16 protein-coding genes are annotated in these 18,221 nt (G+C 54.2%); 10 read left to right on the top strand and 6 right to left on the bottom strand.

All coding sequences use genetic code 11. The annotated features are described in order from the left end of the window. Positions 1-918 carry a glycine betaine ABC transporter substrate-binding protein OsmF gene (gene osmF / locus ACTU3N_RS13210; RefSeq protein WP_443086595.1) on the bottom strand — a complete coding sequence of 306 codons (918 nt, stop codon included), beginning with the start codon at positions 916-918 and terminating at the stop codon, positions 1-3. 580 nt (positions 919-1,498) lie between these two features. Here osmF and ACTU3N_RS13205 point away from each other — a divergent pair. The 5 genes from ACTU3N_RS13205 to ACTU3N_RS13185 are packed head-to-tail and all read left to right on the top strand — an operon-like array spanning position 1,499 to position 6,706. Continuing rightward, positions 1,499-3,814, top strand: coding sequence for a fimbria/pilus outer membrane usher protein (locus tag ACTU3N_RS13205; protein ID WP_443086594.1), 2,316 nt, complete (start codon positions 1,499-1,501; stop codon positions 3,812-3,814). Further along, positions 3,805-4,833 carry a Csu type fimbrial protein gene (locus ACTU3N_RS13200; RefSeq protein ID WP_443086593.1) on the top strand — a complete coding sequence of 343 codons (1,029 nt, stop codon included), beginning with the start codon at positions 3,805-3,807 and terminating at the stop codon, positions 4,831-4,833. Before ACTU3N_RS13205 ends, ACTU3N_RS13200 begins: the two co-directional genes overlap by 10 nt. A 17-nt stretch (positions 4,834-4,850) precedes the next feature. After that, entirely contained in the window at positions 4,851-5,381 is a 531-nt protein-coding gene (locus tag ACTU3N_RS13195) for a Csu type fimbrial protein (RefSeq protein WP_443086592.1), read from the top strand. Positions 5,382-5,403: 22 nt separating this feature from the next. Beyond that, positions 5,404-6,132 (top strand): fimbrial biogenesis chaperone, encoded by a 729-nt coding sequence (locus ACTU3N_RS13190; protein WP_443086591.1) that lies wholly within the window; start codon positions 5,404-5,406, stop codon positions 6,130-6,132. Between the two features lie 25 nt (positions 6,133-6,157). Next, positions 6,158-6,706: a Csu type fimbrial protein gene (locus ACTU3N_RS13185; protein ID WP_443086590.1), complete on the top strand. Its 549-nt coding sequence runs from the start codon at positions 6,158-6,160 to the stop codon at positions 6,704-6,706. Here the strand turns inward: ACTU3N_RS13185 and bglX are convergent. After that, positions 6,703-9,000, bottom strand: a complete 2,298-nt coding sequence (gene bglX, locus ACTU3N_RS13180) for a beta-glucosidase BglX (RefSeq protein WP_443086589.1) — start codon at positions 8,998-9,000, stop codon at positions 6,703-6,705. The genes ACTU3N_RS13185 and bglX overlap by 4 nt on opposite strands. A gap of 186 nt (positions 9,001-9,186) precedes the next feature. On the opposite strand from bglX, the gene dld reads away from it, so the two are divergent. Together dld and ACTU3N_RS13170 are read left to right on the top strand one after the other, a co-directional pair. Beyond that, the gene (gene dld, locus ACTU3N_RS13175; RefSeq protein WP_443086588.1) at positions 9,187-10,923 is read left to right on the top strand and encodes a D-lactate dehydrogenase; all 1,737 of its coding nucleotides are present in this window, start codon (positions 9,187-9,189) and stop codon (positions 10,921-10,923) included. 98 nt (positions 10,924-11,021) lie between these two features. Then, the gene (locus ACTU3N_RS13170) at positions 11,022-11,576 is read left to right on the top strand and encodes a GNAT family N-acetyltransferase (protein WP_443086587.1); all 555 of its coding nucleotides are present in this window, start codon (positions 11,022-11,024) and stop codon (positions 11,574-11,576) included. On the opposite strand, the gene pbpG is transcribed toward ACTU3N_RS13170, so the two are convergent. Then, positions 11,577-12,521 (bottom strand): D-alanyl-D-alanine endopeptidase, encoded by a 945-nt coding sequence (pbpG, locus tag ACTU3N_RS13165; RefSeq protein ID WP_443086586.1) that lies wholly within the window; start codon positions 12,519-12,521, stop codon positions 11,577-11,579. A gap of 170 nt (positions 12,522-12,691) precedes the next feature. Continuing rightward, positions 12,692-13,279 carry a Yip1 family protein gene (locus ACTU3N_RS13160; RefSeq protein WP_443086585.1) on the bottom strand — a complete coding sequence of 196 codons (588 nt, stop codon included), beginning with the start codon at positions 13,277-13,279 and terminating at the stop codon, positions 12,692-12,694. Positions 13,280-13,436: 157 nt separating this feature from the next. Here ACTU3N_RS13160 and ACTU3N_RS13155 point away from each other — a divergent pair, with 157 nt between their 5' ends. Then, positions 13,437-14,015, top strand: coding sequence for a DedA family protein (locus ACTU3N_RS13155; RefSeq protein ID WP_443086584.1), 579 nt, complete (start codon positions 13,437-13,439; stop codon positions 14,013-14,015). Positions 14,016-14,144: 129 nt separating this feature from the next. After that, positions 14,145-14,231 (top strand): small membrane protein YohP, encoded by an 87-nt coding sequence (yohP, locus tag ACTU3N_RS13150; RefSeq protein ID WP_443086682.1) that lies wholly within the window; start codon positions 14,145-14,147, stop codon positions 14,229-14,231. A gap of 41 nt (positions 14,232-14,272) precedes the next feature. On the opposite strand, the gene ACTU3N_RS13145 is transcribed toward yohP, so the two are convergent. Further along, a complete protein-coding gene (locus ACTU3N_RS13145; protein WP_443086583.1) occupies positions 14,273-15,253 on the bottom strand; it encodes an MBL fold metallo-hydrolase in 981 nt (326 codons plus the stop codon). Between the two features lie 46 nt (positions 15,254-15,299). On the opposite strand from ACTU3N_RS13145, the gene ACTU3N_RS13140 reads away from it, so the two are divergent. Next, positions 15,300-16,214: a LysR family transcriptional regulator gene (locus ACTU3N_RS13140; protein WP_443086582.1), complete on the top strand. Its 915-nt coding sequence runs from the start codon at positions 15,300-15,302 to the stop codon at positions 16,212-16,214. A gap of 32 nt (positions 16,215-16,246) precedes the next feature. On the opposite strand, the gene bglF is transcribed toward ACTU3N_RS13140, so the two are convergent. Continuing rightward, positions 16,247-18,100 (bottom strand): PTS beta-glucoside transporter subunit IIABC, encoded by a 1,854-nt coding sequence (bglF, locus tag ACTU3N_RS13135; RefSeq protein WP_443086581.1) that lies wholly within the window; start codon positions 18,098-18,100, stop codon positions 16,247-16,249. Between the last annotated feature and the right edge of the window lie 121 nt (positions 18,101-18,221).

The following is an 18,221-nucleotide window of genomic DNA, read 5'->3' as shown; positions in this document are numbered from 1 at the left end:
TTATTTCACCAGGCCTTGTTCTTTCAGGTAATCTGCCGCCACTTTTTTCGCATCCAGCCCTTCAACGGCGATACGGGCGTTGAGCTGCTGCAGCGTTTTTTCATCAAGCCCGGCGAAGACCGGTTTTAGCCACTCAGCAAGCTGCGGATTGGCTTTGAGCACCGCTTCGCGAACGACCGGCGTCGGCGCATAAATAGGCTGTACGCCTTGCGGGTCGCTTAACGTTTGCAGGCCCAGCGCGGCGACCGGCCCGTCAGTACCATAGGCCATCGCAGCATTCACGCCGGAGGTTTGTTGCGCCGCCGCTTTGATAGTCACAGCCGTATCGCCCCCGGCAAGGGATAACAGCTGATCCTGCTTAAGTTTAAACCCGTAGGCTTTTTCAAAGGCGGGCAGCGCATCGGTGCGCTCAATAAACTCTGCCGAGGCCGCGAGTTTAAATTCGCCCCCCTCTTTTAAGAAACGGCTGAGATCTGCAAGCGACGTGAGTTTATTTTTTTGCGCCAGATCCTGGCGAACCGCAATCGTCCAGGTATTATTAGCCGGAGCCGGAGTCAGCCATACCAGCTTATTGTGCTGCGCATCGAGTTGTTTGACTTTTTCGTAGCCTTGCTGCGCGTTTTTCCACGCCGGATCGTTTTCATCTTTAAAGAAGAATGCTCCGTTGCCGGTATATTCCGGGTAAATATCCAGTTCACCGGCGGTAATTGCGCCGCGAACCACCGGCGTGGTGCCAAGCTGCACTTTATTCACTGTCTTGATGCCGTGGCTTTCCAGTACCTGCAAAATAATATTTCCCAGCAACGCGCCTTCGGTATCAATTTTCGAACCCACTTTTATCGGTTCAGCGGCCTGCAAAGGCAAGCTTACTGCCGCCATCAATATCAGCGAACGGGTCATTTTATGGACGATTGTCATTACGCTTTCCTCGTTTTTACCGCATCTATCAGCAGTTTGTGTGAAAAGCGTAGACGAAAATCACCGCTTTAACATAGGCGGAGCTGTTATTCGTTATTCTCCTGCTATTATTGAGAGAGTTCCCTCCTGAATGCCGACGGCATAAAACAATTATTAAAAATATTACACTAGCTAACGGCGGTGCCCGGGGCTGGTATACGTAAGCGGTGATGCAGGATCGAATGGTTTATTTTCAGCAGGTAAGCCTGTGCGCATTTTATTATTTTTACACAGTGCGTGTATTTGTTCCTGATTGTTCCTCATTTCTGAATTCTTTTATAAATAAGGAAAAAAGAGGAATTTATTTATTCATATCAATTAATCGTGTAACTAAATGATAAAATGGGACAAAAGAAACATTTCGACCATAATATTATCTTACGTTCTCGTTTCTCTTCAGACGTCTGCAGAGAGAACACCGCTTGCGCCACTTTCTGTCCCGGATCGCGAAGCAGAAATAACGCAAGTAAGGCTCCCCCCGGCAGCGCCTCAATTATCACCAGGAAGAACGTTACCTGTTATTATTCCAACGAGATCGGCAATGAAAATCAACGAGTTAACCCCGCTTATCCTTGACGTGCGGGTTAATAATGCAAAGTCAGATGATTTTGGGCATTTCCAGCAAGACCCACAAGGTAACCTTTTGGCCTGGGGAAAAGAGCTGCGTCGCTTACGTATTAAAATCGATCCGACGATTGCCGATAATGAATTTGTTAATCTCCATAGTGTCCCCTCTTTACGCTATGAATATCATGTTGATAGCCAAAGTATTGATATCAATATACCCCCATCGCAGCTCCTGCCTTTCCAGCTGGAAATGGGTCAGGACCGTTTCAATAAAAAACAGAATATGGATGCCGGTGGGATAAACGCCGGGATCGTGAATTACCGGCTCTATAACCAGAACAGCAGCTGGGGCAGTTTTTTTTCGGCAAATATGGAAGGCATTTACAGCAGTGACTATGGCAATTTTGTCAGCTCCGGCTTGTACAATAACGGTAATAACCGGTTTATTGATGATGATTTTGTTCGCCTCGATTCCTACTGGCAGTATGTGGATGCGCGCAATATCCGCTCGTGGCTGGTGGGCGATTTTGCCAGTAATACCGTGGAGTGGGGAAGCAGTGTGCGCATGGCCGGCTTTCAGGTCGCCAGCGCTTACGAACAGCGCTCGGATATTATTACCACCGCGCTGCCCTCTTACTCCGGCTCGGCGGCGCTCCCCTCTTCGCTGGACCTCTATATTAATCAGCAACGTATTTATAGCGGCGAAATACCCTCCGGACCGTTTGATATCAGAATGCTGCCTTCGGTTGCAGGTAATGATGTTACGCTTATCACCCGTGACGCCAGCGGTCGGCAAATTACCACAACCGAGTCCTGGTATTATACGCCGAAGGTTTTACGCCCTGGAATTAAAGAGTATTCCCTGGATATTGGCTTTCCCCGTTTCGGCTACGGTACGGACTCCAGCAATTATGATGAACATCTCTTTGCGATGGGATCATTACGCTATGGATGGCTTCCGACTACCACCCTTACCGGGCATACAGAATATGCTGCAGATGGGCTGGTTAATATTGGCGCGGGTATTGCAAAAACCGTTTCTGGTATGTCAGCGGTAAACCTTGATGCGGCCCACAGTGAATATAAAGCTGCCTCCGGTAATTTGCTACTGGCAGGTATTGAAGGACGTTTATCAAAACAGATTACATTTAATGCCAGCACGCAACGGGCTTATGGCGAATATTATGATGCAGCTCGCGTGGCAAATCGTCTGGCCTTACAAAAATATACCCGCTCACGCCGCGAACAATCCGGGTCTGATAGTTATATTAATTACAGCGCGATAGCGGACAGAATAGACAGATACGGTGTCTCCTGGGCGCCCATCCCGCGTCTTTCATTGAGCGCCTGGTATAATGAAATCGCGTGGCCGGATAATACCTGGCGTACGCTGTCATTAAATGCCAATGCGAATATTACTAATAACACCACGCTGTACACCAATTTTTATAAAGATCTCAACGATAATAATGCCTGGAGTTTATGGGTAGGCTTGCGTATTTATTTTCTTGATAAATTCAATTCCACCACCAGCCTGGTAAAAAATAATGACAGAACCGGCTATAGTCAGGAATTCAGCAGTACCAGTAGCCAGCAACTTAATACCTTTGGCTGGGGAGTCAATGCAACCCATTATGATAAAGGGCCAGGTCTTATCAGCGTACGCGGCGATTACCGCGCGCGGGCGGCATGGCTTAATGCACAACTGGCGCAATATGGCAGTCAGCGCCAGTCGACTTTCACCGCCACCGGCTCGTTAGTCGCCGCCGACGGGCATCTGTTTGCTGCCAATGAAATTGGTGATGCATTCGTGGTGGTCAAAAATGCCGGGCCAAACAGCACGATTTTAAAAGGTGGCGTAGAGCTTGGCAAAAGCGATGCCGGGGGGAATTTCCTGGTACCGAACATTCTGCCGTGGGTCGACAACGCTATTTTTATTGATACCACAGATATGCAGGAAGGCTGGGAACCGTCAAGCACCGAACAAGTCACGACGGCGGGCTGGCGACGCGGTAGCGTGGTGGATTTCCGCACCGAAAATATTAACAGCGCAAGAGCAAAACTTTTTTATGGCGCGCGCCATCAGGTTATTTCGCCAGGTTATGCGGTAACGCTCAACGGGCAAGAAAGCAGTGTGGTGGGCTACGACGGCCTTGTTTATTTGCGCGGCGTCAAAGAGGGGGCGAACCAGCTTAGCGTGGATCTGCTCGACAAAGGCAGCTGCCGTGCACAATTCCGTTGGCAAAAAGGCGCTGCACGCACCAGTCCCGGAGAAATTATATGCCAATGATACATGTGCTCCGCCGCCTGCTGCTACCGGCTCTCCTGTGCCTGGCCTGGTTCCTGCCGCAAGCTCATGCGAATTGTACCAGTAGCGTGAATACCACCACCTTCACCTACACCGCAGCGACCGTCGGCCAGGCGCAAACCATTACCATTAATGACAGCTGGAGCTGTAATTCCGGCAATATTTTCCTGCCAAATTACAGCCAGTCGGTCTGTTTAAATATGGATTCTTACACCGGAAGCTCTTCAGCCATCTCCTGGAACGGAACCAGTTATACGTTGAGTTATTCACTCTATGGCACCGCAGGCACCGGGGCGACATCGCCTAACCCCGCCCCCGCCTCAGTCGCCGCCGGGGCGGGGTTATGGTATGGCATCAACGGGACGTCTCAGGTGGGAACATCCGGCACAACGAACGGCCCGTTACACAGCTCGCTTGCCATCACTATTCCTGCTGGCGCAGCGCGCGTGGTGCCGCCAGGCACTTATACCGTAACCGTACGTTATGGGCTTGATATGCAAGGTGAAGGCCCCGGCAGTAACTGTACCCGTGCAGGCCAGGCGGGGCCTAATGGTGATGGCTGGGACTGGGGCGTGACAACGTATACCTTTACCATTATCGTCCCCAAACTCTGTTCTATTGATGCCGTTAATAACATTAACTTCGGCAATATTTCCGTCAGCAGGCCCCTGAGCGCCGATGTGACAGCGCAAGGGAATGTCTATTTTACCTGTAGCCTCAGTACCCCTTATACCCTGTACCTGGATGACGGCCTGCACCGTGACGCACCCGGGAGCGGCAACCGGAATATGGTCGCCAGCGACGGCACCACGCGGCTTCCCTATCAGCTTTATACCACCGCAGGCGCGACAACCATCTGGGATAGCGTCAATGGCATAAGCGGTACCGGTTCGGCCAGCCAAAGCTTTAATACCGTCTACGGCAAAATTGCCGCCGGTACGCTAATGCCCGACTTACCGGGAACGTACCAGGACAGAGTTATCGTGACCATTTCGTATTAGGCAGCGAGGAGCGAAACATGAAACCTAACCTTTTTACCACGCTGGCGATAGGCGTCTGTTTTTCCGCTCCGGCGATGGCAGATACCGCCACAAGCACCATGCTTGTGCAGGCAACGCTGGTCGCCACCTGCGTGGTCAACACGGGGACATTTCGTGATGCCCCCGCCCCGGCTATCCTCAATTTTGGCGTGGTTATTGCGGGGCGAACAACCCGCGCGGACACCACCGCAGCGGCTGCAGGCTCCGGCGCGGCTTCTGTGATTTGCTCGACAGGCATCCCCTGGACACTGACGGCCAGCGGCGGCGATCACCTTAGCGGCACGCAAAGACAGATGAGCGATGGCGTCATGACGCTGCCCTACAGTTTGTACCGCGACGGCGGTCATGCTTTCCCTATTGGCATCGACGATCCGGCGAATCCCGTGGCGTCAGGCACCGGCACCAGCGCAGTGCAAATGACGCCCATGTACGGGGTCATCACCTCCGACACGCCGATCCCGTCCGTCGGGAATTACAGCGACAACGTTACGCTAACGGTTAATTATTAACCTTTATGACAGGAGAAAAAGAATGCGCGCGGTGTTGATAAGGTTCTGCATGCTCTTCGGCTTTCTGCCATTTATCCTGGCGGAGCAGAGCCACGCGGGCGCGCTGACCATCTCCCCTGTTTCATTGCAAATGGACGAAAGCCAGAAAGCCATCTCCATGACCATAAAAAATGATGCGCCTGAAGCCACGCAAATCCAGCTGCGGGTATTTCAGTGGCAACAAGAAAACGGCAACGATCGCTTCAGTGAGACGGAGGATATTGTCATCAGCCCACCGTTTATCAGGCTCGACGCGCAGCGCTCTTATAACGTCAGGATTTTCAGGAAATCAGCCAGTCTTCCGGCCACAGAAAAGACCTACCGCATCATCATTGATGAGATCCCACAACCTGTTGATACCAGAACGACCGGTGAAGGGGTAAAAATCAGCCTGCGAACGTCGCACCCTTTGTTTATTACCCCGGCACGGGCTATTGCCAGCCTCTCCTGGGCGATGAAGCGTGACAATCAGGGTTGGTATATTTCGGCGCGCAACGACGGCGTGCGTCACGCCCTGCTGACGGAGGTCTATTTGATTGACCAAAACACCGGGAAAAAGACCGCGCTGAAGGTGAACTCAGTGAATGGCTACATTCTTGGTCTGAGTTACCGGGACTATGAAATCGATCAGCGGCAATTTACGCCACTGAGCGGCCACCGTTATCAAATAGAAGCCAGGGTAAATGGCAAAGCTATCGCTGGCAGGTTGTAACACCCGATAACCCGAGGTAAGCGAAATGAAAAATGCATTGATATTCTGCTCTCTTATGGCGGTTCCGCTGATCGCAGAGGCAGCGACAGCAACCGGAACGCTTCAGGTTCAGGCGACCGTGCAGGCAACCTGTTCGGTGAATACCTCCTCCGCAGGGGCCATTGGCCCTGCCCTGCTTGATTTTGGCACGATTACCAATCTGACGGCGGACGTCACGGCGGACACCACGGCAGGAACCGTGGCGAACGGTGCGGTATCCACACTTTGTTCAACAGGAACAACCTGGACGCTGACGGCGGATGGCGGCCAGAATGTGACCGGTACACAACGGCAAATGTCGAATACGGCAACCGGCGTGCTGCCCTATAACCTGTACCGTGATGCAGCTCGCAGCTTGAGTATTGGTATCAATGATGCGGCGAACCCGGTAGCAACCGGAACCGGGACGGGCAGCGCAGAAACCACACCCGTTTACGGCGTGATCCCTGCCGGTACCGCCATGCCGCCTGCGGGCAGCTATAACGANCCCCCCCCCCCCCCCCCCCCCCCCCCCCCCCCCACGCCATTAGCTTAGAGCAGTTCGAACTCCGCCTTGTTAACACGCGCGGAATCGACACCGATAAAGACGTTGAACTTGCCAGGTTCCGCATCATATTTCATGCGCTGGTTCCAGAATTTCAGCGCGTTAATATCAATCGGGAAGCTGACTGTTTTCGTCTCGCCAGGTTTGAGCGTGACTTTATTAAAGCCGCGCAGCTGTTTCACCGGGCGGCTCATCGATGCCGTCACGTCCTGCACATACATCTGAATCACCGTCGCGCCTTCACGTTTTCCGGTATTCGTCACCTCCACGCTGGCGGTCAGGGTGCCATCACGCTGCAGGGTTGGTGCCGACATCTTCACATCCGACACCTTAAAGGTGGTGTAGCTCAGGCCATAACCAAAGGGATAGAGCGGGCCGTTGGCTTCATCGAAGTAGCGTGAGGTGTATTTGTTCGGGTTGTCAGCATTATAAGGACGCCCCGTATTCAGGTGGCTGTAATAGACCGGAATTTGCCCGACAGAGCGCGGGAAGGACATCGGCAGCTTACCGGAAGGGTTATAATCGCCAAACAGCACATCGGCGATCGCGTTCCCCCCTTCGGTTCCGGCAAACCAGGTTTCCAGAATCGCATCCGCCTGCTGATCTTCTTTCACCAGCGCCAGCGGGCGGCCATTCATCAGCACCAGCACCAGCGGTTTTCCGGTGGTTTTCAGCGCCGCAATCAGGTCGCGCTGGCTCTGCGGAATGGTAAGATCGGTACGGCTTGAAGCTTCGTGCGCCATCCCCTGCGCTTCACCGACTACCGCCACAACAACGTCGGATTTCTTCGCCGCTGCCACTGCTTCATCAATCATCTCCTGCGGGGAGCGCGGGTCGACGACCACCGCCGATTCGTAGAGATTAAGGAAGTTGACGATATCTTTATCATCCGTCACGTTTGCGCCTTTGGCATAGACCACTTCGCCTTTGCCCGCCAGCGCATTACGAATGCCCGTCAGCACGGTCACCGATTGATCGGTTACACCAGCGGCAGACCAGCTCCCCATCGAATCACGCTTGCTGTCGGCAAGCGGACCGACCACCGCGATGGTGCCGGATTTTTTCAGCGGCAGCGTTTCAAGACGGTTTTTCAGCAGCACCAGGCTTTCACGGGCCACTTCCCGCGCCTCTTTGCGATGCAGGCGGCTCTCGGCATTGGTATCCTGCGGGTCGCTCTCTTTCGCGCCAAGGTGGCTGTAGGGATCGTTAAACAGGCCCATATCGTATTTCACATTCAGCACATGGCGCGCGGCATCATCCAGCTCTGCCATCGTCACCTTGCCGGATTTCACCAGGCCTGGCAGATATTTGCTGTAGTACTCATCACTCATACTCATGTTGATGCCGGACTTCAGCGCCACGCGCACCGCATCTTCCGGATCAGACGCGGTACCGTGCTTGATGAGTTCCTTTATCGCGCCATGATCGGAGATAGTGATGCCTTTAAAGCCCCATTCATCGCGCAACAGGTCTTTGAGTAGCCACGCGTCCGACGAGGCAGGTGTGCCGTTGAGCGAATTGAGCGCCACCATCACCCCGCCGCTACCCGCATCCAGCGCGGCTTTGTACGGCGGCAGGTAATCGTTGAACAACCGCTGTGGGCTCATGTCTACCGTGTTGTACTCTTTGCCGCCTTCCACCGCGCCATAGGCCGCAAAGTGTTTGACGCTGGTCATCACCGAGTAGCGATCCGCCGGGCTTTTGCCCTGCATCGCCTCGACCATGGTTCTGCCCATCTCGGCGGTCAGGAACGTGTCTTCACCAAACCCTTCAGAGCCACGGCCCCAGCGCGGGTCGCGCGAGACATCGACCATCGGCGCCCAGGTCATATTCAGACCATCATCCGCCGCTTCATAAGCCGAAACACGCCCAACGGTTTTTACCGCCTCAAGGTTAAAACTGGAGGCAAGGCCAAGGCTAATCGGGAAAACGGTGCGCTGCCCGTGCACCACATCGTAAGCAAAGAAAAGCGGGATTTTCAGGCGGCTTAGCTGCATGGCTTGATCCTGCATCGTGCGGATATCCTGCCGGGTAACCGTATTGAAAATCGCGCCGACCTGGCTTTCTTTAATCATTTCGCGAATGGCTTCTTTCGGATTATCCGGGCCAACGCTTATCAAACGCAGCTGGCCGATTTTTTCATCGACCGTCATTTTTTTAAGCAGCTCAGTGACAAACGCATCCCTGGCCTGAGGCGTCAGCGGATGTTTGCCAGGCAACTCTTCCGCCAGCGCAGGTTGCAGCGCAAGGCTCACAGCGACACCGATAGTACATAGCCATTTCATGTCGTTTTACTCTCTTGTATTTTCAACTAAAGCAGCCGCCTGGCCGCGCAAAAAACGCAGTGTGCCATAATCCTGGCACGACTTGCGAAGCTGGATACTGATTTTAATACTAATTTACTTCTCCCGTCCGGCTTTAAAGGTCTACTATGATTTTGCCTATCAAGAAAGCAGCCACAAGGAGTGATCATGTCCTTTTCTTCGTCACACGATAACAGCGCCCTGCTAAACGAGCTGAAACGGCTGGTTGGGGCCTCCCATGTACTTACCGATCCTGCAAAAACTGCCCGCTACCGCCACGGTTTTCGTACCGGTCAGGGCGACGCGCTGGCGGTGGTTTTTCCAGGCTCGCTACTGGAGTTGTGGCGCGTACTTCAGGCGTGTGTGAGTGCGGATAAAATCATTCTGATGCAGGCGGCGAATACCGGCCTGACGGGCGGTTCCACACCGGATGGCAACGACTACGATCGCGATATCGTGATGATAAGCACTCTGCGGCTGGACAAACTGCAACTGCTGGATAACGGCGAGCAGGTTCTGGCGTGGCCCGGCGCCACGCTCTACTCGCTGGAAAAGGCGCTCAAACCGCTGGGTCGCGAGCCGCACTCGGTGATTGGTTCCTCCTGTATCGGCGCGTCGGTTATCGGCGGAATTTGCAATAACTCCGGCGGTTCGCTGGTGCAACGCGGCCCGGCTTACACTGAAATGTCGCTGTTCGCGCGCATAAATGAGCAGGGGCAGCTGCAACTGGTGAACCATCTGGGGATTGATTTGGGTGAAACACCGGAGCAGATCCTGAGCAAACTTGACGACGAGCGCGTGAAGGATGCCGACGTACGCCACGATAGGCGTCTGGGCCATGATACGGATTACATCACGCGCGTGCGCGATATTACAGCCGATACACCGGCGCGCTACAATGCTGACCCCAAAAGGCTGTTTGAATCTTCCGGCTGCGCGGGCAAACTGGCGGTCTTTGCCGTACGCCTTGATACCTTCCCCGCCGAACCGAACCAGCAGGTCTTTTATATCGGTACCAACCAGACCTCGGTACTGACGGAGATTCGCCGCCATATTCTGGCCAACTTTACCCATCTGCCCGTTGCCGGTGAGTACCTGCACCGCCATATGTATGATATCGCCGAGCGCTACGGCAAAGACACTTTCCTGATGATCGATAAACTTGGCACTGACAAGATGCCGATGTTCTTCACCATGAAGGGCCGCACCGAGGCGCTACTGGAAAAAGCCGCGATTTTCAAGCCGCACTTTATCGATCGCTCCTTGCAAAAAATCAGCGGCATTTTCCCTTCTCACCTGCCGCCGCGCATGAAAGAGTGGCGCGATAAGTACGAGCACCATCTGCTGTTGAAGATGTCCGGCGACGGCATTGCCGAAGCCCAAAGCTGGTTGCAGAACTATTTTGCCAGCGCGGAAGGGGATTTTTTTGCCTGTACGCCGGAAGAAGGCAGCAAAGCGTTTTTGCACCGTTTCGCTGCCGCAGGTGCTGCCATCCGTTATCAGGCCGTTCATGCCGACGAGGTCGAAGATATTCTGGCGCTGGATATCGCCCTGCGCCGCAACGACACCGAATGGTTTGAGCACCTGCCGCCGGAAATCGACAGCCAGCTGGTGCATAAGCTCTACTACGGCCACTTTATGTGTCACGTTTTCCACCAGGACTATATTGTCAAAAAAGGGGTCGATACCCATGCGCTCAAAGAGCAGATGTTAGCGCTGCTGCGCGAGCGTGGCGCGCAGTATCCGGCGGAGCATAATGTCGGGCATCTGTACGAAGCCAGCGAAACGCAAAAGCAGTTTTACCAGCAAAACGATCCTACCAACAGCATGAACCCTGGCATCGGCAAAACCAGTAAGAAAAAGTTCTGGCAAACATCTGATGGCGAAAACCCAGCGCTAAAATGACCGCTTTCAGGGCTATTCCCGACAGGGCTTTCATAATATTGTGATAGAAACGCCGGAGAATATGTCTCCGGCCTGACGCCCGAAGGAGCCTGCCTGTTATGTCTGCTGTTGATGTCTTACCCGGCCCTGCCATAGAGGTGCGGGACGCCTGCCCGCAAGACGTTCACGCGATAGCCGCGCTCTACGCATGGCATGTGCTAAATGGCCGCGCCTCGTTTGAAGAGGTGCCGCCCACCGTAGATGAAATGCGCAGCCGCATGAGTAAAATCGCTAACGATGACCTGCCCTGGCTGGTTGCGCTGTATCAGGGCATTATCGTCGGTTATTGCTACGCCGGGTTTTATCGCCCGCGCCCGGCCTACCGTTATACGCTTGAAGAGTCTATTTACGTTGATGCCAGCATGCCCGGTCGTGGCATTGGCAGCCTGCTGATGAGCGCGCTTATCGCCCGCTGCGAACAAGGCCCCTGGCGGCAGATGGTAGCGGTGATTGGCGACGGTAATAACAATGCCGCTTCGCTGCGTCTGCATAAAAAGCATGGCTTTGAGGTAGTCGGGCAACTGCGCAGCGTAGGCTATAAGAAAGGTGACTGGCGGGATACGCTCATTATGCAGCGTCCACTCAACGACGGTGACTGGACGCTGCCGGAGTAATTAATCGTTCTGCGCGGTCAGCTCCCCTTGCGCTCGCGTTTGCGCCATTTGCGCTGCTTTCTGGCGCTTATAACTCAGCGCCGAGGCCGGAACAGGCTGCACGTTGCCGGTTTCAATCCACGTCCGTAACCGGCTGGCGTCGGCAAAATGGGTATATTTACCAAACGCATCCATCACCACCAACGCCACCGGTTTGTTATTAATAACCGTGCGCATCACCAGGCAGTGCCCTGCTGCGTTAGTAAAACCGGTTTTTGTCAGCTGAATATTCCAGTTGTCGCGATAGACCAGATGGTTGGTATTGCGAAACGGCAGGGTGTATGCCGGGCTGGAGAAGGTCGCCATCTCTTCACGCGTGGTACTCAACTGGCCAATCAACGGATACTGTTTGGTAGCGATTAAGAGCTTCGTTAAATCCCGCGCGGTGGATACGTTGTGAATCGATAACCCGGTCGGTTCGACAAAGCGGGTATTGTTCATGCCTAACGCTTTCGCTTTTGCATTCATCGCATGGATAAACGCGTTGTATCCCCCCGGATAATGATGGGCAAGGCTCGCCGCCGCACGGTTTTCTGACGACATCAACGCCAGCAGTAACATATTCTTACGGCTTATTTCACTGTTCAGCCGCACGCGCGAGTAGATACCTTTCATCTCCGGCGTCTGGCTAATATCGACGGCCAGTTTCTCATCCAGCGGCAAGCGGGCATCAAGCACCACCATTGCCGTCATAAGCTTAGTAATAGAGGCAATCGGGCGCACCAGGTCAGGGTGGCTTGAGTAAATAACCTGATTGGTTTGCAGATCGACTATCATCGCGCTGCCGGACGCAATTTCAGGTTGCGCGGCGGCGCTCGCCACAGTGGTTTTCGCTAACGCATTCGGTGCCACAGGCACGGCCAGCAATAAAGCCAGGCTTAATAAGGAAACACGGAATTTCTGCATGGTGAGTGTTCTGAAAATTTTTCACGCACGTGGTTACGTACACCGCTTTCATTGATCAGGTAAATAATGAAGCTGGCATTTGCATGATAGCCGCCGCTCCGGGTCGTCGCCAGCAGAGAATCGTTGCTGAACGTTGCGTTGCTGGCATTTACGCCAGCAACGCCGTGGCATCAAAACAGCCGGTAGCCGTAGCCCCAAAGCACGACGGTTAGCGCCAGTAACACTTCCAGCACCAGCACACCAATCGCCAGCGTGGAACTGGAGAAATTCAGCCCCTCCTCTTTGTTAATGTTGAGGAAGGTAGGCACGCCAATATACAGCAGGTAGCCGGTATAGAGCAGCGCGACGGAACCAACCAGCACGCAGAGCCACACCAGCGGATAAAGCGCTACCAGCCCGCTGAGAAACAGCGGCGTCGCCACATACCCGGCAAACACCATGCAGCGGCCAAGCGACGGGCGCTGCGGGTAATTACGCGCCATCCACCAGATAACCCGCCCCATTACTGCGACCCCGGCCAGCATCAGCGCATAAAACATCACGGCCAGTGATAACGCAGTCGCTACTGATAGCGGCACGACGCTATTTTCGCCAAAATTCCAGCCAATTTGCGTGGTGCCAATAAAGGCGCAAACGACCGGGATTGCGGCCATGATCAATACATGGTGGGTATAATGGTGCGAAATCGTCTCGTTTTCGCCTCTGATAACGTGCATTTCACGATCGGGATGAGAAAAGAGTCCCCAGACATGGTTCATAACGCCCCCTTGCTGACTGCCCGAACATCGACCGTATAAGTATAATTCACTATTGAGATTATTTTTTGTACAGCTCATAAAATGGCGCTGCAGCGAACCCCCACAGGCGCGCTTTCGGGTGTATGCTTAAGCGTTTGACCAGAAGGACGTATTTGTCATGGATATCAATAATCTTATCAGCGACTATGGCTACGCGGCACTGGTGATTGGCAGTATTGCTGAGGGTGAGACCATCACTTTGCTTGGCGGCGTGGCCGCACATCAGGGGCTACTGCGCTTTCCGCTAGTGGTGCTGGCCGTTGCATTAGGCGGAATGATTGGCGATCAGGCGCTCTATTTTATTGGCCGCCGTTATGGCGCGAAGATCCTGCGCCGCTTCGCCCGTTACCGGGACAAAATCCACCAGGCGCAAACGCTGATCCGCCGCCATCCCTATCTGTTCGTGATCGGTACGCGTTTTATGTACGGCTTTCGTATCCTCGGGCCGATCCTGATTGGCGCCAGCCACCTGAAACCGAAAATCTTTCTGCCGCTGAATATACTCGGCGCGTTTGCCTGGGCGCTGATTTTCACCACGCTGGGATACGTGGGGGGCGAGGTCATTGGCCCGTGGCTGCATCAGTTCGATCAGCATATAAAACGCTGGATCTGGGTCGTTATCGCACTGGCGCTGGTGGTTGCATTGCGCTGGTGGTTCCGGCGTCGCAATAAAAAACGCCAGGATAACCCGCGGTAATCATCGCAGCTTTTTTACAGACTTCGCTCTGCGGTTATTAAATAAGCAATCGGGTCGAGAAACAAGGCGAAATACTTCGAGATTGCCTACGCTTTGCTTGAACAAACAATTCTTTGAGGGACTAAGACAATGATGAAAATTATACTTTGGGCGATCCTGATTATCTTTTTGATTGGTCTGTTGGTGGTCACCGGCGTGTTTAAAATGATTTTCTAACGGATGAGCCGGGTGCTAATGGATGCACCCGGCCTGCGCTATTAATTGCCCTGCGCGCTGTAATTGACCGGCACCCAGCGATACCCTGTGTCAGCTTTCATAACCTTGCCAATCCCCGGAAACGCAATATGCGCTGCTGCCACCCAGTCTCCTTCCTGTGCCACCTGCGCCAGCACTTTTTCACGAGTGGCGATAGCTTGCGGGCGATCGACGTCAAAATGGATAGCCACTTTCGGCTGCGGTAACTGTACCGGGTGAGCATGAATAATATCGCCCCACAGCATGACCGTTTTGCCGCCATGCGTGACCCGATAAATTACGCTGCCAGGCGTGTGCCCCGCTGCCGGAATGGCCTCAATGCCAGGAATGATTTGTACCGGAGCGTGAAACGTACTCAGTTTCCCGGCATCAATCACCGGGCGCAGGGAGCGCTCAGACTCAGCAAAGGTGTGCCGCTGCCCTTCCTCGACCTGTTGCTTATGCGCGGGATCTAACCAGAAATCCACATCACGTTTATCCACTCGCACTGTTGCATTGGGAAACACGGGCTTGCCATCGCGCTGCACGCCGCCCGAATGATCGGCATGAATATGCGTCAGCAGCACCATATCAATCGCTTCAGGCGCAATCCCCGCAGCCCGCAAATTGTCTGGTAAATGCCCCCCCGCCTCCTTAAACAGATCGCCCGCGCCCGCATCAACGAGGATCAGTTGCTGGCCGGTATTGATAACAAAGGCGTTGATTGAGGTTTCAGCCTGCAGCGGTAAATTGGCCTGCGCCATATGTTGTTGCAGTGCCTGCGGAGTGATATCGGTCAGCAATTTATCAAACGGCACCGTTACCGTTCCGTCTGACACGGCGGTGATTTGCCAGTCACCCAGCGCCATGCGGTAATAGCCCGGTGCCTGCGGCTGGTGAGGAGAAAGTGGCGTGCTGTTAGCGCCGAGCGTCATACCGCCTGTTATCAGCGCCATTAATAAGGGATAATATTTCATCATCTGCTCCGATAGTTTCAGTTGCACCAGTATCACGCCGCCGCTACTATCACACCAATTGATTGGAGCGATAATGACTATCAAAGAGAATGATTTTCGCAAAATCGATCTGAACTTATTGATCGCCTTTGCCGTACTGTTTCGCGAACAGAGCGTTTCTGGCGCTGCTGATAAGCTGCATCTCGGCCAGCCGGCGGTGAGCGGCGTGCTGTCGCGCCTGCGCACACTGTTTGACGACCCGTTGTTTATCCGCAGCGGACATAAAATGCAGCCCACCGCCCGCGCCGAAGAGCTGCATAGCGAACTTTTACCGTTGCTGGAGCAGTTGCAAAGTACGCTCTTCCAGCAGGCGGCTTTTGATGCGCAAACTGTTAACGTAACGCTAACGCTTGGCATGGCTGACTGGGTAGAAATCTGGTTAATGCCGAAGCTTATTCCGGCGTTGCAGGATGCCGCGCCCGGCATGCGCCTGAATGTTGTGGCAAGCTCTCCTTTTAGCGATGCCGGAAGGCTTGAAGGCGGCGAGATGGATTTGGCTATCAGTGTGGCGACGGGCGGGCCGCGCTGGCTGGAACGTGAAGTGCTCACCAGTATGGATTTTATCACGCTCTGGCACCCGGATAAGCTGCGTCTTACGCCTCCGCTGGACACCGCGACTTTCGCCGCACAGCCGCATTTGATGGTGAGCTACCGGGAAGCCACCCGCAGCCATTTTGATACATTGCTGGAAAAAATGGGTCACCAGCGGCGCGTTCTTTACACCACTCCGCACTTTGCCGCACTGCCAGGTTTGCTGGAAACCCTGCCAGCTCTCGCCACCGTGCCCGCAGGGCTTGCCGACGAGTGGCAGCGGCAGCGCGGTTTGCAGGCAAGCCCACTGCCGCTGGATGTCGAACCTGTTGAGGTCGCCATGTTGTGGCATCAGCGACACAGCAGCGATCCGGCGGTGATGTGGCTTAAGGATTTCATCCATCAACGGATTGTGTAGCCCGAAGCGCACGCGCCACCGGGCAAATTTCGCTAACTGGCCAGCGCCAGCAGGGGTTTACCGGCATGTACGGCGCTGGAGGCAAGCATGGTGATGCCGCCATACTTTTCGCTGTTGCTGATGATGATGGGCGTGGCAAGGTCAAACCCGGCGGCAAGAATCGAGCTGCGATCGAACTCCAGCAGCAAATCCCCTGGCTGAACCCGGTCACCGACGCTGACATGCGTGGTAAAGGGTTTACCTTCCAGCTTCACCGTGTCGATCCCCACATGAATCAGCACTTCAATGCCGGTATCGCTGAGTAAACCAATAGCATGTCGGGTTTCAAAAAGGGACGCCACGACCCCGGCAAAGGGCGCGATAACACGCCCATCCTCAGGAATTATCGCCACCCCTTCCCCCAGCAGACCGCTGGCAAAGGTCGCATCCGGCACCTGGTTTAGCGCCAGCACCGTGCCGCTCATCGGTGAAAAGAGTTCATTATCCTTCGGCTTGACGGGCGCTGGCGATTCGCCGGAAGCCGTCTTCGTCGCGCCTGCCATACAGGTCAACAAACAGGCGAGCACCAGTGCGACCAGGCTACCGGTGATGCCCCCCCAGAGCGTGGCGTCAATGCCGCCTGGCGGGATCATCTGCGCAAAGGTAAAGATATTCGCAAAACCCGCAGAGTAAGCGTGGCTGCCGCTAAAGCCAATAATAGCGCCACCGATGGCACCCGCGATGCAGCCAAAAACAAACGGACGACGCAGCGGCAGCGTCAGCCCATACACCGCCGGTTCAGTCACACCAAAAATGCTGGCAGTAAATGCCGAGCCTGCCAGCATTTTTTGCTGCGCGTCGCGGGTACGTAAAAAGATACCCAGCGTCGCGCCCGCTTGCCCGAACACCGCTGGCAGCAGAAACGGCAGCATCGTATCCTGACCGAATACCGCGATATTGTTGATCATTAACGGTACCAGCCCCCAGTGCAGGCCAAAGATAACGCAAACTTGCCACAAGGCCCCCACAGCCGCGCCCGCCAGCCACGGCGCAAAGGCATAAACGCCCTGAAAACCTTCGGCTAACATCTGGCTAAGCCAGGTCGCAACCGGGCCAATAATAAGAAACGCCAGCGGAACAGTAATCACCAGGCATAATAGCGGCGCGGTAAAGTTTTTAATCGACGCGGGCAAATAACGGTTGCTCTGTTTTTCGAGCCAGCAACTTACCAGCGATGCGAGGATAATCGGGATAACCGAACCGCTGTAGTTAATAAAGATGATTGGGATGCCGAGAAAGGTTTCGCTTTGCGCACCGGCAAGCTGGCTTGCGTTAAAGGCATCCAGCATCATCGGGTGCATGAGCGCCCCGCCAATGACCATCGTGATAAACGGGTTGCCACCAAATTTTCGCCCGGCGGTGAAGCCCAGAATCAGCGGCAGGAAATAGAACATCGCATCACTGGCCGCTTGCAGTACTTTCCCGGTACCGCTTTCGCCAGACAAAATGCCGCAGACCATTGCCAGCGACAGCAACCCTTTCAGAATGCCCGATGCGGCAAGGATACCAATAAAAGGGGTGAATATGCCCGACAGGATGTCTATCAGTCGCGCCAGTAAACTGCCGTTGGTTTGCGCCGCTGCTGCCGGGGCATCTTCTGACAGCCCCGCCTCGACGCAGACCGCTTTCCACACCTCGTTAACATGATTGCCAATCACCACCTGGAATTGCGAGCCACTTTCCAGCGCCATAATAATGCCAGGATGTTTTTTTAATCCTTCGGCGTCGGCTTTTTTCATATTTTTTAAATTAAAGCGCAGCCGGGTCGCGCAGTGTACCAGGCTACTGATGTTTTCCTTGCCCCCAACGTGGCTAAGGATGACTTTTGCCAACGCTTGATATTCCATTGCTTTTTCCTTACTTCGTCGCTCCGGGCGATCGTTAAAAAAAACCTGAGCGAATACTTCACAGTATTCAACTCAGGTTTTGCCTGCGGTATGCAGTAACAATCCTGAAAAATGTATTACG

This window comes from Vagococcus sp. WN89Y (assembly GCF_052220145.1).
Classification (GTDB): domain Bacteria; phylum Pseudomonadota; class Gammaproteobacteria; order Enterobacterales; family Enterobacteriaceae; genus Kosakonia.
Note: the sequence above shows the minus strand (reverse complement) of the source record. Positions and strands in the feature narration are given on the sequence as shown.

Bases quoted from the DNA above. Each gene is read 5' to 3' on its own strand.
- osmF (WP_443086595.1), bottom strand. From the start codon at position 918: ATGACAATCGTCCATAAAATGACCCGTTCGCTGATATTGATGGCGGCA.
- ACTU3N_RS13205 (WP_443086594.1), top strand. From the start codon at position 1,499: ATGAAAATCAACGAGTTAACCCCGCTTATCCTTGACGTGCGGGTTAAT.
- ACTU3N_RS13200 (WP_443086593.1), top strand. From the start codon at position 3,805: ATGCCAATGATACATGTGCTCCGCCGCCTGCTGCTACCGGCTCTCCTG.
- ACTU3N_RS13195 (WP_443086592.1), top strand. From the start codon at position 4,851: ATGAAACCTAACCTTTTTACCACGCTGGCGATAGGCGTCTGTTTTTCC.
- ACTU3N_RS13190 (WP_443086591.1), top strand. From the start codon at position 5,404: ATGCGCGCGGTGTTGATAAGGTTCTGCATGCTCTTCGGCTTTCTGCCA.
- bglX (WP_443086589.1), bottom strand. From the start codon at position 9,000: ATGAAATGGCTATGTACTATCGGTGTCGCTGTGAGCCTTGCGCTGCAA.
- dld (WP_443086588.1), top strand. From the start codon at position 9,187: ATGTCCTTTTCTTCGTCACACGATAACAGCGCCCTGCTAAACGAGCTG.
- ACTU3N_RS13170 (WP_443086587.1), top strand. From the start codon at position 11,022: ATGTCTGCTGTTGATGTCTTACCCGGCCCTGCCATAGAGGTGCGGGAC.
- pbpG (WP_443086586.1), bottom strand. From the start codon at position 12,521: ATGCAGAAATTCCGTGTTTCCTTATTAAGCCTGGCTTTATTGCTGGCC.
- ACTU3N_RS13160 (WP_443086585.1), bottom strand. From the start codon at position 13,279: ATGAACCATGTCTGGGGACTCTTTTCTCATCCCGATCGTGAAATGCAC.
- ACTU3N_RS13155 (WP_443086584.1), top strand. From the start codon at position 13,437: ATGGATATCAATAATCTTATCAGCGACTATGGCTACGCGGCACTGGTG.
- yohP (WP_443086682.1), top strand. From the start codon at position 14,145: ATGATGAAAATTATACTTTGGGCGATCCTGATTATCTTTTTGATTGGT.
- ACTU3N_RS13140 (WP_443086582.1), top strand. From the start codon at position 15,300: ATGACTATCAAAGAGAATGATTTTCGCAAAATCGATCTGAACTTATTG.
- bglF (WP_443086581.1), bottom strand. From the start codon at position 18,100: ATGGAATATCAAGCGTTGGCAAAAGTCATCCTTAGCCACGTTGGGGGC.